Origin of the sequence: Streptococcus mitis (assembly GCF_002096755.1) — a bacterium.
Taxonomy (GTDB): domain Bacteria; phylum Bacillota; class Bacilli; order Lactobacillales; family Streptococcaceae; genus Streptococcus; species Streptococcus mitis_AC.
In genome coordinates this window covers 128,555-143,577 of record NZ_NCVF01000021.1, presented here as the reverse complement: position 1 = coordinate 143,577, position 15,023 = coordinate 128,555, and the positions used below count along the sequence as shown (strand labels likewise).

Annotated in this window: 14 protein-coding genes and 1 pseudogene; all 15 read left to right on the top strand. The window is 41.4% G+C overall.

The genetic code is table 11. The features are described 5' to 3' along the window. Positions 1-378 (top strand): annotated as a pseudogene (locus B7700_RS04485) (N-acetylmuramoyl-L-alanine amidase family protein); the annotation flags it as partial. Positions 379-1,120: 742 nt separating this feature from the next. Next, a complete protein-coding gene (locus B7700_RS11300; RefSeq protein ID WP_239822549.1) occupies positions 1,121-1,984 on the top strand; it encodes a GHKL domain-containing protein in 864 nt (287 codons plus the stop codon). Beyond that, complete coding sequence (locus B7700_RS04475) at positions 1,981-2,712, top strand: response regulator transcription factor (protein WP_001221869.1); 732 nt, start codon at positions 1,981-1,983, stop codon at positions 2,710-2,712. Before B7700_RS11300 ends, B7700_RS04475 begins: the two co-directional genes overlap by 4 nt. Positions 2,713-3,210: 498 nt before the next feature. Next, entirely contained in the window at positions 3,211-3,339 is a 129-nt protein-coding gene (locus tag B7700_RS04470; RefSeq protein ID WP_049499438.1) for a smi_0059.1 family bacteriocin-like peptide, read from the top strand. A gap of 10 nt (positions 3,340-3,349) precedes the next feature. Next, entirely contained in the window at positions 3,350-3,505 is a 156-nt protein-coding gene (locus B7700_RS04465; RefSeq protein ID WP_049499436.1) for a hypothetical protein, read from the top strand. A gap of 33 nt (positions 3,506-3,538) precedes the next feature. Further along, complete coding sequence (locus B7700_RS04460; protein WP_000180818.1) at positions 3,539-3,736, top strand: class IIb bacteriocin, lactobin A/cerein 7B family; 198 nt, start codon at positions 3,539-3,541, stop codon at positions 3,734-3,736. Positions 3,737-3,949: 213 nt separating this feature from the next. Further along, complete coding sequence (locus tag B7700_RS04450) at positions 3,950-4,105, top strand: smi_0061 family bacteriocin-like peptide (protein WP_000357248.1); 156 nt, start codon at positions 3,950-3,952, stop codon at positions 4,103-4,105. A 3-nt stretch (positions 4,106-4,108) separates the two neighbouring features. Beyond that, positions 4,109-4,324, top strand: coding sequence for a bacteriocin immunity protein (locus tag B7700_RS11295; protein ID WP_080673747.1), 216 nt, complete (start codon positions 4,109-4,111; stop codon positions 4,322-4,324). Between the two features lie 80 nt (positions 4,325-4,404). Then, on the top strand, positions 4,405-4,584 hold the full coding sequence (locus B7700_RS04440; RefSeq protein ID WP_084887391.1) for a hypothetical protein: 180 nt from the start codon (positions 4,405-4,407) through the stop codon (positions 4,582-4,584). Positions 4,585-5,016: 432 nt separating this feature from the next. Next, positions 5,017-7,170, top strand: a complete 2,154-nt coding sequence (gene comA / locus B7700_RS04435; protein ID WP_084887389.1) for a peptide cleavage/export ABC transporter ComA — start codon at positions 5,017-5,019, stop codon at positions 7,168-7,170. A gap of 12 nt (positions 7,171-7,182) precedes the next feature. Further along, positions 7,183-8,532 (top strand): competence pheromone export protein ComB, encoded by a 1,350-nt coding sequence (gene comB, locus B7700_RS04430; protein ID WP_049499430.1) that lies wholly within the window; start codon positions 7,183-7,185, stop codon positions 8,530-8,532. 275 nt (positions 8,533-8,807) lie between these two features. Continuing rightward, positions 8,808-9,515 carry a phosphoribosylaminoimidazolesuccinocarboxamide synthase gene (gene purC, locus B7700_RS04425; RefSeq protein ID WP_045610807.1) on the top strand — a complete coding sequence of 236 codons (708 nt, stop codon included), beginning with the start codon at positions 8,808-8,810 and terminating at the stop codon, positions 9,513-9,515. A gap of 1 nt (position 9,516) precedes the next feature. Beyond that, positions 9,517-9,660 carry a phosphoribosylaminoimidazolesuccinocarboxamide synthase gene (locus tag B7700_RS11445; RefSeq protein ID WP_080890703.1) on the top strand — a complete coding sequence of 48 codons (144 nt, stop codon included), beginning with the start codon at positions 9,517-9,519 and terminating at the stop codon, positions 9,658-9,660. Between the two features lie 56 nt (positions 9,661-9,716). Continuing rightward, positions 9,717-13,442: a phosphoribosylformylglycinamidine synthase gene (locus B7700_RS04415; protein WP_084887387.1), complete on the top strand. Its 3,726-nt coding sequence runs from the start codon at positions 9,717-9,719 to the stop codon at positions 13,440-13,442. Positions 13,443-13,535: 93 nt separating this feature from the next. After that, entirely contained in the window at positions 13,536-14,978 is a 1,443-nt protein-coding gene (gene purF, locus B7700_RS04410) for an amidophosphoribosyltransferase (RefSeq protein WP_084887385.1), read from the top strand. Positions 14,979-15,023 lie beyond the last annotated feature (45 nt).

Genomic DNA, 15,023 nt, shown 5'->3' with positions numbered 1-15,023 from the left:
CGTAGAGTATTACCACTTCCAGAGATGACAACTAGATCAGAAATCAAAAAAGTTGGCAATGATCTTTATCTAGAAGACCCAGGTGTACGACTTCGATTGGATAACTTCACAATCAATAACAATAAACTATACTATTTAGATAATGGACAAGGTAAGCTCAAAACAGGTTACTTTGTACTGATTGATGATGGTATGGCTACAACCCACTATCACTTACTTGTATATGCAGACCAATCTGGAGAAGTTCTTAAGATGAAACGCTTGCCATCAAGATTTATAGATTATCGCGATAAAGAAATCGATGGTTTCTATGGTCAAAAAATTAAGATTACACAGCCAAATAAGTATGAATATTACAAGGTTCTTGTGGTAAAATAAATAGATAAGCAATCTTCACAACGAATATAAAAAATAAAACGTACAAATCATTTTCAAGAGGCTTTAGATTTCTTATATTTTAAAAGAAACTAAAGCCTTTTGTGGATTTATAAGGGGATAGAGAGGATATAAAATTATGAAAAGGAGTTTGTCATGAAAATGAAAAATACATTTGTAGAATTGGAACAATTTGAAGATATTTACAGTTGGTGATATCTATTCCCAAAGCAAAGCTAGTGTTTTGCTACTAATGGGTTAATTAAACGGATTTATGATTATTTTACTTGAATTTTTATTGTTTATATTGATTTTAATCAATATTTTAGCTCCTCCGATTTATTTAGGTAGTCAACTCTCTAAAGCATTTTATGACAAACGTTCTATATTTCTTTTGGTAGTTTTGAAGCTATTTACTACCTTCGTTTTTCCGAGTTTCTCGCATGTTGCCAATTTATTATTCTTTTATATAATATTTTGGATTGTGTTAAAGAAAAAGAAGAAAGAAGCTCTCTTTCTTGCACTTTATCTATTTGTGTTTTATCAAAGTATTCGATATTTGGTTTTGACATTTATAATACGATTGATATTTGACTACTCTGAACTATCTGATTTTTTGCATAGTGGATTTAATTCTGTATTTAGTTTGATTTCGTTGTTTTTGTCTGTTGTCATTTTAAGACGATGGGGAATTGATTTCAATATATTATTTTTAGATAAATTTCAATCGTTAGTGATGAAAAGTATGTGGATTTTATCCTTATTGTTTGGTTTCAGACTTTTTTCATCCATTATGTCTGGGGGATGTAATCCTTTCTACGTTCGATTTGACACGACCATTTCTCTCCTGATTTTCATTCTCTTTTTCTCTTGGCTTTTTTACATTAAGCATTTGGAGCAGGTTTATCGTGATGAGCAGACCATTCAGAGACAGGAAGATGAAAATCGTTCCTTGCAAGGAATGGTGGATAAGTTGGGTCATCTCTATGACGAAGTTCGAGGTTTCCGTCATGATTTTGCAGGAATTGTCGCTAGCATGGAGCCTGCCATAGCGAATCAAGATATGGCTGAGGTGTCTACCATTTATCAAGATGTTTTTCTAAAGACCAATGAAAAGCTGAGGAAGGCGGACTACACAGCCTTTAATCTTCACAATATCCATGACATAGCCATTCGTAATACCTTGGCCAAAGTCATGATTGTGGCAGATAAGCAGGGGATTCATTTTAGTTTGGAGACAGTGGGGGTTGTTGAAGAGCTGGCATTGCCGATGTTGGAGGCTATCCGTATCCTATCTATTCTTACTAAAAATGCCTTGGAGGCAACCAGTGAGGCTGAAAATCCGCAGATTTGGGTTGCTTTGTTGGCAGGTGATAGGAGTGTTCGTTTTATCATTGAAAACACTCGTAAGAAAGAAGAACTGAACCCCAGCATTCTCAGTCAAAAGGGTTACTCGACCAAGGAAAGCCACAGTGGACTGGGCTTAGCGACCTTGGAGGATATGGTTTTTCATTATGATTTGAACTTAGATACCCAGCTAGGAGAAACGACCTTTAGACAAGATTTAGAATTGCCATTTAAGGATGAGAAACGAGGGGGAGAGGAATGAGAATTTTAGTTTTAGAAGATGATAGAGTCCAGCAAGGACGGATAGAGCAGACTTTACTAGATATTGGTCGCTCTCGCAATTTAAGATTAGAAATTGATATTGCCAAAAACTATGGAGATGTTGAAAAGTATTCTCAGTATTTTGACCATTACCAACTCTATTTATTGGATTTAGAGATTGATGGAGAGCGTGAACGGGGCTTTCAGGTTGCTCAACAGGTTCGGGAGCGGGATCCTTTTACAAGCATTGTCTTTGTGTCCACGCACTCGGAGGCCTTGCCTCTAGCTTTTCGCTACCACTTGTCTGCCTTGGATTTTATTTCCAAGGATCAGCCTGAGGAGGATTACCGTCATCAGCTGGAGCGCTGTCTGGACTATGTACTGGCAGTGGATAAGAGGGAAAATATGCGTCTCTTTACCTATAGTTTTGAGGGGAGACGGGGCTTTACTCTGCCCTACCATGAGATTTTAGCCTTTGAAACCTCAGTGGAATCCCACCGTATCAAGGTCTATTATGCCAATCATTCTATTAAGACCATTTACGGCAGTCTCAAGGATATCGCTGCCAAGGCTGAAAAAGATTACTTTGTCTATGCCAATCGCAATACGTTAGTTAGTTTACAGGCCATTGAAGAGATGACTGCGACAGAAGTGACCCTGTTAGAAGGCTTGCATTTCCCCGTATCACGAACAGCCAGAAGAACACTCAAAAAACACCTCAATGTCTAATATCTGTTAGATTTGAATGAATTTATCAATAAGAATGTCGGAAAATTTTCTGATATTCTTATTTTTTTGAATTCTTTTTCGAATAGATAAGTAAGAGGAAACAGAAAGGAGTTTGGTTTATGTATCTACCAATCTTGTATCCGTGGTTCATTAAATTATTTTTTAAATAAAATTTAATTTAGTTGTTCATTTTCGAAATTTTTTTCGAATAGATAAGTAAGAGGAAAAAGAAAGGAGCATAGTTTATGTATCTACCGATTTTCTATCCATGGTTTATTAAATTATTTTTTAAATAGACTTTAATTTAGTTGTACATTTTCGAAATTTTTTTCGAATAAATAAGTGAGAGGAAAAAGAAAGGAGCCTAGTTCATGTATCTACCAATCTTGTATCCGTGGTTTTTTAAATTATTTTTTAAATAAAATTTAATTTAGTTGTTCATTTTCGGATTGTTTTTCGAATAGATAAGTGAGAGGGAAAAAAGAAAGGAATAAAATAATGAAAGAACATTATTATGGATTTGTTGAGCTGACTTCGGAAGAATTGACCGATATTCAAGGTGGAGAAAATTGGACGAAGACACTTGCAGATTGGTACGTTGGATTTCGTAGAGGTTTAGGTTTTTAGGGGATAAGCGATGAATGAAATGAATGATAAGTGTACTATTGAAGTATTAAAGGAAAGCGACTTAGCTTTGCTGGTGGGTGGTAGCAAGGAAAGTTATCAACGGGGTTTAATTACAGGTTTATTGTTACGTAGTGTATTTATTGGAACTCCATTTTTTAGAGGATAAGATTTAGAAAAAATAGAACAAGAGGAGAAAAAGATGACAAATTTTGACAAAATGGAACAGAACTTTGTAGCTCTTACAGAAGAAGAGTTGATGGATGTGGATGGGGGGATTGCACCAATTATTATTGGTGGTGTAGTTATTAGTTGGAAATTAATTGGAGGTGTAGCTGCGCTTGCTACAGCTTCAGCAGGTGCCGGCATAGCTGCAGGATATTATGCTAATCGACCATAATTTTGGATTTATATATGAGATTTGTTAAATTAATGCTGAAGATTTGGCCTGAGCTTATGGTATTACTTAGTTCAATATCTTATACAATTATCAGGTTGGTAGCTGATGTGAATAAGCTACCCTTACCTACATGGTTTGATGATTTTAATATACCAACAATTTCATTATTTTTAATGGTATTCATTTTATTATATAGAAGTAAAGGAGAAAAGAATGGATAAATTTCAAGTAGTTGATGAGAAAGATTTGCAAGTAATTGAAGGAGGAATTGAACCTATTTCGATTATATTTGGCCTAAGTGCTATTGCATTTGGCGCATTTGGGGCTGGTTACACATTTGGTTCAGATTTGGCTCGTCGTGGGCGTTAGATAATGAATAACCGCAATCTGAATCTTAATACATTGTTACCTAAACTAGCCACTATATTTCCTTTATTGGGAATAACTCTTAATCTCGCGCTTCATGTGATTCGTACAGGTTCGTTAGTATCCTTTAATTGGCAATGGACTTTGGTTGGTTTGCTTTTCGCAGGATATTTTGGTATTTTTCGCAAAGATTTGTCAAAAAATAATCAAAATTATAAATGAAGAACATGAATCTAAAGGATTTTGTGCATGAGAATGGTAGCGTTTTTCCGCTATTCTTGTCAGGTAAATAGGAGTCTAGCATGAAAACATTTTTATTAGGTTTTGCTGAGGGTTATTTTATCGTATCGCTCATAATCTACATCGCAACGTATTTGATTTTGAAAAATCCAATCAATACCCTATTTTATCCAGAAATTTACCCCGTTTTATTTGGGCTCTTTTATCTAGGATATAAGATCAATAAAAAGCAAGTAGGGTGAGCAGTTAAGAATGACTTGTTAGTCTGCTCCGAAAATGCCTAGAGTATAATCTCAGAATGCATCACATTGGAGTTTAAAAGGAGTAACTATGAATCGTAATTTAGAACGGTGTTATCTATTCTGACTAGGAATAGATCATACCAGAGGTGGCTTAGAAATAGCAGGGACATTAGAAATTGAAGTAATAAATAGGATGTCACAATGTTACCATCAATGATTTATTTGTTCCAAGCTTGCCTAGGGTGTCAGTAAAAAATCAATTTCCTTTCAATAGCATATTTTTAGTAGGCATGACGTTTGTTCTGCCTATTTTTTTATCCCAAAAGTGCATTTGGGAGGGAGATAGGCGCATTTGGGGAGGAAGTCCAGTTTTTGTTTGGGAATTGGGGTAAGATAGTTGTTATCAGATGAGTTTAGGAAAAGGAGATGAATATGAAATTTGGGAAACGTCACTATCGTCCGCAGGTAGATCAGATGGATTGCGGTGTAGCTTCATTAGCCATGATTTTTGGCTACTATGGTAGTTACTATTCTTTGGCTCACTTACGAGAATTGGCCAAGACAACCATGGATGGGACAACGGCTTTGGGCTTGGTCAAGGTGGCAGAGGAGATTGGCTTTGAGACGCGGGCCATTAAGGCGGATATGACGCTCTTTGACTTGCCAGATTTGACCTTTCCTTTTGTTGCTCATGTGCTTAAGGAAGGGAAATTGCTCCACTACTATGTGGTGACTGGGCAGGACAGGGACAACATTCATATTGCCGATCCAGATCCTGGGGTGAAATTGACCAAACTGCCACGTGAGCGTTTTGCGGAAGAATGGACAGGAGTGACGCTTTTTATGGCACCTAGTCCAGACTACAAGCCTCATAAGGATCAAAAGAATGGTCTGCTCTCTTTTATCCCTATATTAGTGAAGCAGCGTGGCTTGATTGCCAATATCGTTTTGGCAACACTCTTGGTAACCTTGATTAACATTGTGGGTTCTTATTATCTGCAGTCTATCATTGATACCTATGTGCCAGATCGGATGCGTTCGACTCTGGGGATTATTTCTATTGGGCTGGTTATCGTCTATATCCTCCAGCAGATCTTGTCTTACGCTCAGGAGTATCTCTTACTTGTTTTGGGGCAACGCTTATCGATTGATGTGATTTTGTCCTATATCAAGCATGTTTTTCACCTGCCTATGTCCTTTTTCGCGACACGCAGGACAGGGGAAATCGTGTCTCGTTTTACAGATGCTAACAGTATCATCGATGCGCTGGCTTCGACCATTCTTTCGATTTTCCTAGATGTGTCAACGGTTGTCATTATTTCTCTTGTTTTATTTTCACAAAATACCAATCTCTTTTTCATGACTTTATTGGCACTTCCTATCTACACAGTGATTATCTTTGCCTTTATGAAGCCATTTGAAAAGATGAATCGAGACACCATGGAAGCCAATGCGGTTCTGTCTTCTTCTATCATCGAGGACATCAATGGTATTGAGACTATTAAGTCCTTGACCAGTGAAAGTCAGCGTTATCAAAAGATTGACAAGGAATTTGTGGATTATCTGAAAAAATCCTTTACCTATAGTCGAGCAGAGAGTCAGCAAAAGGCTCTGAAAAAAGTTGCCCATCTCTTGCTCAATGTCGGCATTCTCTGGATGGGGGCTGTTCTGGTCATGGATGGCAAGATGAGTTTGGGACAGTTGATTACCTATAATACCTTGCTTGTTTACTTTACCAATCCTTTGGAAAATATCATCAATCTGCAAACCAAGCTTCAGACAGCGCAGGTTGCCAATAACCGTCTGAATGAGGTTTATCTGGTAGCTTCTGAGTTTGAGGAGAAGAAAACAGTTGAGGATCTGAGCTTGATGAAGGGAGAGATGACCTTCAAGCAGGTTTCCTACAAGTATGGCTATGGTCGAGATGTCTTGTCGGATATCAATTTAACCGTTCCCCAAGGGTCTAAGGTGGCTTTTGTGGGGATTTCAGGGTCAGGTAAGACGACTTTGGCTAAGATGATGGTTAATTTTTACGATCCAAGTCAGGGAGAGATTAGTCTGGGTGGTGTCAATCTCAATCAGATTGATAAAAAGGCTCTGCGTCAGTATATCAACTACCTGCCTCAACAGCCCTATGTCTTTAACGGAACGATTTTGGAGAATCTTCTCCTTGGAGCCAAGGAGGGGACGACTCAAGAGGATATCTTACGGGCGGTGGAATTGGCAGAGATTCGGGAGGATATTGAGCGCATGCCACTGAATTACCAGACAGAATTGACTTCGGATGGGGCAGGAATTTCAGGTGGCCAACGGCAGCGAATCGCTCTGGCGCGTGCTCTCTTGACAGATGCGCCTGTCTTGATTTTGGATGAGGCGACTAGCAGTTTGGATATTTTGACAGAGAAGCGAATTGTCGATAATCTTATGGCTTTAGACAAGACCTTGATTTTCATTGCCCACCGTTTGACTATTGCAGAGCGGACAGAGAAGGTTGTTGTCTTGGATCAGGGCAAGATTGTTGAAGAAGGAAATCATGCTGATTTGCTTGCACAGGGTGGATTTTACGCCCATTTGGTGAATAGCTAGAAAGAGGAGAGAATGAAACCAGAATTTTTAGAAAGTGCGGAGTTTTATAATCGCCGTTACCATAATTTTTCCAGTCGGGTGATTGTCCCCATGTCCCTTCTGCTCGTGTTTTTACTTGGATTTGTAACTTTGGCAGAGAAGGAGATGAGTTTGTCTACTAGAGCTACTGTTGAGCCTAGTCGCATCCTTGCAAATATCCAGTCAACTAGCAACAATCGTATTCTTGTCAATCATTTGGAAGAAAATAAGCTGGTTAAGAAAGGGGATCTTCTGGTTCAATATCAGGAAGGGGCAGAGGGTGTCCAAGTGGAGTCCTATGCTAGTCAGTTGGACATGCTCAAGGATCAAAAAAAGCAATTGGAGTATTTGCAAAAGAGCCTGCAAGAAGGGACGGATTACTTTCCAGAGGAGGATAAGTTTGGCTACCAAGCCACCTTTCGCGACTACATCAGCCAAGCAGGCAGTCTTAGGGCTAGTACATCGCAACAAAATGAGACCATCGCGTCCCAGAATGCAGCAGCTAGTCAAACCCAAGCTGAAATCGGCAACCTCATCAGTCAAACAGAGGCTAAAATTCGCGATTACCAGACAGCTAAGTCAGCTATTGAAACAGGTGTTTCCTTGGCCAGTCAGAATCTAGCCTACTCTCTCTACCAGTCTTACAAGTCTCAGGGGGAGGAAAATCCGCAAGCTAAGGCTCAGGCAGTGGCGCAGGTTGAAGCGCAGCTTTCTCAGTTAGAATCTAGTCTTGCTACTTACCGTGTTCAGTATGCAGGTTCAGGTACCCAGCAAGCCTATGCGTCTGGCTTAAGCAGTCAATTGGAATCCCTTAAATCACAACACTTGGCTAAGGTTGGTCAGGAATTGACTCTTTTAGACCAAAAGATCTTAGAGGCAGAATCAGGTAAGAAGGTACAGGGAAATCTTTTAGACAAGGGGAAAATTACGGCAAGTGAAGATGGGGTGCTTCACCTTAATCCTGAGACCAGTGATTCTACCATGGTTGCAGAGGGAAGCCTGCTAGCCCAACTCTATCCTTCCTTGGAAAAAGAAGGGAAAGCCAAACTTACAGCCTATCTTAGTTCAAAAGATGTAGCAAGAGTCAAGATTGGGGACTCTGTTCGCTATACTACGACTCATGATGCTAAGAATCAACTTTTCCTAGATTCTACTATTACAAGTATTGATGCGACAGCTACTAAGACTGAGAAAGGGAATTTCTTTAAAATCGAGGCTGAGACCGATCTGACTGCTGAGCAGGCAGAAAAACTTCGGTATGGGGTGGAAGGTCGCCTACAGATGATTACAGGCAAGAAAAGTTATCTACGTTATTATTTGGATCAATTTTTGAACAAAGAGTAATGTTCGTGTTTTTAGAGTTATACTCAATGAAAATCAAAGAGCAAACTAGAAAACTAGCCGCAGGCTGTACTTGAGTACGGCAAGGCGACGTTGACGCGGTTTGAATTTGATTTTCGAAGAGTATTAAATGATTTTAAAACTGTGAGAAAGATACTTCTTGCAGTTTTTTCTTTACGATTCTTGCTTCACATTCGCCGTTTATTCGGTTAAATTCTTGTAATTTTAGGTTTTTTGTGGTAGAATGTGCTCAAGTAATACGAAAGGCGAACTTTAAAATGTCAAAACAATTGATCTATTCGGGAAAAGCTAAAGATATCTATACAACAGAGGATGAAAATCTTATTATTTCAACTTACAAGGACCAGGCGACTGCTTTCAACGGTGTTAAGAAGGAGCAGATTGCGGGTAAGGGAGTGTTGAATAATCAGATTTCATCTTTTATTTTTGAGAAATTAAATGCGGCTGGTGTGGCGACTCACTTTGTGGAGAAGCTTTCGGACACGGAACAACTCAATAAAAATGTTAAGATTATTCCTTTGGAAGTTGTGCTCCGCAACTATACTGCTGGTTCCTTTTCAAAACGTTTTGGCGTAGACGAAGGAATCGCCTTGGAGACTCCGATTGTCGAATTTTACTACAAAAATGATGATTTGGATGATCCATTTATCAATGATGAGCATGTGAAATTCCTACAGATTGCCGATGATCAGCAGATTGCCTACTTGAAGGAAGAAACTCGTCGTATCAATGAACTTTTGAAGGTCTGGTTTGCTGAGATTGGGCTTAAGTTGATTGACTTTAAGCTAGAGTTCGGTTTTGACAAGGATGGCAAGATTATCTTGGCAGATGAATTTTCACCAGATAACTGCCGTTTGTGGGATGCGGATGGCAACCACATGGATAAGGATGTTTTCCGTAGAGGATTGGGAGAACTAACAGATGTTTACGAGATCGTCTGGGAAAAGTTGCAGGGGTTGAAATAATCTGTTTGCAACGGAAAACCTTCGTCTCTCAACTAAAAGGACTCAGGCTGAAAAGGTCCCCCAGACCTTTTCACTCCGTAGGGGATTAGGAGAACTAACAGACGTTTACGAAGTTGTCTGGGAGAAGTTGCAGGAATTGAAATAACAGCCTCAAGGCTGTTTAGGAATATTGCAAGAGCTGAAAAAAAGGAATAAGGATTGATGGATAAACGTATTTTTGTTGAAAAAAAGGCTGATTTTCAGGTCAAGTCAGAGAGTTTGGTTAGAGAACTCCAGCACAACTTGGGACTTTCAAGTTTGAAAAGTATTCGTATTGTGCAAGTGTATGATGTATTTGATTTGGCTGAGGACTTGTTTGCGCCTGCAGAGAAACACATCTTCTCTGAGCAGGTGACAGACCATGTTTTGGACGAAGCGGCTGTGCAGGCGGATCTTGCCAACTATGCTTTCTTTGCCATTGAAAGCCTACCAGGGCAGTTTGACCAGCGTGCAGCATCTTCACAGGAAGCCTTGCTTTTACTAGGAAGTTCAAGTGATGTAACGGTTAATACAGCCCAACTTTACTTGGTGAATGAAGATATTGATGCGACTGAGTTGGAAGCGGTCAAGAACTATCTGCTCAACCCAGTGGATTCTCGTTTCAAGGATATCACGACAGGGATTGCCAAGCAGGAATTTTCAGAGTCAGACAAGACCATTCCTAAATTGACTTTCTTTGAAAGCTATACAGCGGAAGATTTTGCGCGCTACAAGGCTGAACAAGGGATGGCTATGGAAGTGGATGATTTGCTCTTTATCCAAGACTACTTTAAGTCAATCGGGCGCGTTCCAACTGAGACCGAACTCAAGGTTTTGGATACTTACTGGTCTGACCACTGCCGTCACACGACTTTTGAGACAGAGTTGAAACACATCGACTTTTCAGCTTCTAAATTCCAAAAGCAATTGCAGTCAACCTATGACAAGTATATTGCCATGCGTGATGAGTTGGGGCGTACGGAAAAACCACAAACCTTGATGGATATGGCCACTATTTTCGGTCGTTATGAGCGTGCTAATGGACGTTTGGACGACATGGAAGTGTCTGATGAAATCAATGCTTGCTCAGTCGAAATTGAAGTGGACGTTGATGGTGTCAAGGAACCATGGCTCCTTATGTTCAAAAATGAAACCCACAACCATCCAACAGAAATTGAGCCATTTGGTGGGGCTGCTACCTGTATCGGTGGGGCCATTCGTGATCCATTGTCAGGTCGCTCATATGTTTACCAAGCCATGCGCATCTCAGGTGCTGGAGATATTACAGCACCGATTTCGGAAACGCGTGCTGGGAAATTGCCACAACAAGTCATTTCTAAGACAGCTGCTCATGGTTATTCTTCTTACGGAAACCAGATTGGGCTTGCAACAACCTACGTTCGTGAATACTTCCACCCAGGCTTTGTAGCTAAACGCATGGAGCTTGGTGCTGTTGTCGGAGCGGCTCCTAAGGGCAATGTTGTCCGTGAAAAACCGGAAGCGGGTGATGTCATTATCCTCCTTGGAGGTAAGACTGGACGTGATGGTGTCGGTGGTGCGACGGGCTCTTCTAAGGTTCAAACGGTTGAGTCTGTGGAAACTGCTGGAGCTGAGGTTCAAAAAGGGAATGCCATCGAAGAACGTAAGATTCAGCGCCTCTTCCGTAATGGCAATGTCACTCGTCTTATTAAGAAATCCAATGACTTTGGTGCTGGTGGTGTCTGTGTAGCTATCGGTGAATTGGCAGACGGTCTTGAAATTGACCTAGACAAAGTGCCTCTTAAATACCAAGGCTTGAATGGTACCGAAATTGCCATCTCTGAATCTCAAGAACGGATGGCAGTTGTGGTTCGTCCTGAGGATGTAGATGCCTTCGTTGCGGAATGTAACAAAGAAAATATTGATGCTGTTGTAGTTGCGACAGTGACGGAAAAACCAAATCTAGTCATGCACTGGAATGGTGAAACCATTGTCGACTTGGAACGTCGTTTCCTTGATACCAATGGTGTGCGCGTGGTCGTAGATGCTAAGGTTGTGGACAAGGATGTCAAACTCCCAGAAGAGCGTCAAACATCTGCTAACACACTTGAAGTTGATACCCTTGCGGTTCTGTCTGATCTCAACCATGCGAGTCAAAAAGGCTTGCAGACTATCTTTGATTGCTCTGTTGGTCGTTCAACGGTTAATCACCCACTTGGTGGTCGTTACCAACTCACACCAACTGAGGCATCTGTGCAAAAATTGCCAGTTCAACACGGTGTGACTCATACTGCGTCAGTCATGGCTCAAGGTTTCAACCCATATGTAGCAGAATGGTCTCCATACCACGGTGCTGCCTATGCGGTTATTGAAGCGACTGCTCGTTTGGTTGCTGCTGGTGCCAACTGGTCTAAGGCTCGTTTCTCTTACCAAGAGTATTTCGAGCGTATGGATAAACAAGCAGAGCGTTTTGGTCAGCCAGTAGCAGCTCTCCTAGGTTCTATCGAGGCACAAATTCAGCTTGGTTTGCCATCTATCGGTGGTAAGGACTCCATGTCTGGTACCTTTGAAGAATTGACAGTACCGCCAACCTTGGTAGCCTTTGGGGTAACGACAGCAGATAGCCGTAAGGTGCTTTCTCCTGAGTTCAAAACTGCCGGGGAAAACATCTACTACATCCCAGGTCAAGCATTGGCTCAAGAGATTGACTTCGATCTTATCAAATCTAACTTCGCTCAATTTGAAGCCCTTCAAAAGGCTCACAAAGTAACATCTGCCTCGGCTGTCAAATACGGTGGTGTGCTTGAAAGTTTGGCTCTTGCTACTTTTGGGAATCATATCGGTGCAGAGGTGACCTTGCCTGAACTTGAAACGGCTTTGACAGCTCAATTAGGCGGATTTGTCTTCACATCTCCTGAAGAAATTGCTGGAGTAGAGAAAATCGGTCAAACAAGTGCAGACTTTACACTTCTTGTCAACGGTGTGAAGCTAGATGGACACAAACTTGACAGTGCCTTCCAAGGCAAATTGGAAGAAGTTTACCCAACTGAATTTGCTCAAGCTAAAGAACTGGACGAAGTTCCAGCTATCGCTTCTGACGCAGTCGTCCAAGCCAAGGAAACTATTGAAAAACCGGTGGTTTACATCCCAGTCTTCCCGGGCACCAACTCGGAATATGATTCAGCTAAGGCATTTGAAAAAGAAGGCGCAGAGGTCAACTTGGTGCCATTTGTGACCTTGAATGAAGAGGCTATTGTCAAGTCAGTTGAAACTATGGTTGACAACATCGGCAAGGCTAACATTCTCTTCTTTGCAGGTGGTTTCTCAGCTGCGGACGAGCCAGATGGTTCAGCTAAGTTTATTGTCAATATCCTGCTCAATGAAAAAGTGCGTGCAGCTATTGATAGCTTTATCGCCCGTGGTGGCTTGATTATTGGTATCTGTAATGGATTCCAGGCCTTGGTCAAATCAGGTCTTCTTCCATACGGGAACTTCGAAGATGCCAGCAGTACTAGTCCAACCCTCTTCTACAATGATGCCAACCAGCACGTGGCCAAGATGGTGGAAACTCGGATTGCCAATACCAACTCGCCATGGTTGGCTGGAGTAGAAGTGGGCGATATCCACGCTATTCCTGTTTCGCACGGTGAAGGGAAGTTTGTCGTGACGGCTGAGGAATTTGCGGAGCTCCGTGACAATGGTCAAATCTTTAGCCAATACGTTGACTTTGACGGCAAACCAAGTATGGACTCTAAGTACAATCCGAATGGTTCTGTCCATGCCATCGAAGGAATTACCAGCAAGAATGGTCAAATCATCGGTAAGATGGGCCACTCAGAACGTTATGAGGAAGGTCTTTTCCAAAATATCCCAGGAAATAAAGACCAGCACCTGTTCGCGTCAGCGGTTAAATACTTTACTGGAAAATAAGACTTACAGATTTTCTAATAGATAGTATCAGTAATGTAAAAGTCATGTAGATTTAGCTCTTGGTGCTACACAAATAAAAATTAGGTATATAAAATGACATACGAAGTAAAATCTCTTAATGAAGAATGTGGTGTTTTCGGTATCTGGGGACATCCAGATGCTGCTAAATTGACCTATTTTGGTCTCCATAGTCTTCAGCACCGTGGTCAGGAGGGGGCAGGAATCCTCTCCAATGACCAAGGGAAACTAAAGCGGCATCGCGATATGGGTCTTCTATCAGAAGTCTTCAGAAATCCTGCTAACTTAGATAAATTGACAGGAACTGGTGCGATTGGGCATGTGCGTTATGCGACTGCTGGCGAAGCTTCTGTAGATAACATCCAGCCCTTCCTCTTCCGTTTTCACGATATGCAGTTTGGGTTGGCTCATAATGGAAATCTGACCAATGCAGCCTCTCTCAAGAAAGAACTGGAACAAAGAGGCGCGATTTTCAGCGCGACTTCGGACTCGGAAATCTTGGCTCATCTCATTCGTCGTAGTCACAATCCGAACTTAATGGGAAAAATCAAGGAGGCGCTCAGCCTAGTTAAAGGTGGTTTTGCCTATATCTTGCTATTTGAAGACAAGTTGATTGCTGCCCTTGACCCTAATGGCTTCCGTCCGCTTTCTATCGGGAAAATGGGCAACGGAGCGGTGGTGGTTTCCTCTGAAACTTGTGCTTTTGAAGTCATTGGTGCAGAGTGGATTCGTGATTTGAAGCCCGGTGAGATTGTAATCATTGATGACAAGGGCATCCAGTATGATAGCTATACGGATGATACTCAGCTCGCGATTTGTTCTATGGAGTATATCTATTTTGCCCGTCCTGATTCTAATATCCACGGTGTTAATGTCCATACGGCACGTAAACGTATGGGTGCCCAATTGGCGCGTGAATTCAAGCACGACGCGGATATCGTGGTAGGTGTGCCCAATTCTTCCCTCAGCGCGGCTATGGGATTTGCGGAAGAGTCCAGGCTACCAAATGAAATGGGCCTCATCAAGAACCAATACACCCAACGGACCTTTATCCAACCGACTCAAGAATTGCGGGAGCAAGGGGTGCGGATGAAACTCTCTGCTGTTTCAGGCGTTGTAAAAGGCAAGCGTGTGGTTATGATTGATGACTCTATTGTACGTGGAACAACCTCTCGTCGGATCGTTCAACTCTTGAAAGAAGCGGGTGCGACTGAGGTTCACGTTGCCATTGGTAGTCCAGCGCTAGCTTATCCATGCTTCTACGGGATTGATATCCAGACCCGTCAGGAGCTGATTGCGGCCAATCATACGGTCGAAGAAACGCGTCAAATCATTGGGGCGGATAGCCTGACCTATCTTTCTGTTGAAGGATTGATTGAGTCGATTGGGATTGAAACAGATGCGCCAAATGGTGGTCTCTGTGTCGCTTACTTTGACGGTGACTACCCAACACCTCTCTACGACTACGAAGAAGACTATCGTCGAAGTTTGGAAGAAAAGACTAGTTTTTACAAATAGACGAAAAATCCTCCATTAAAGAAAAGGAATAAATAAATGACAAAA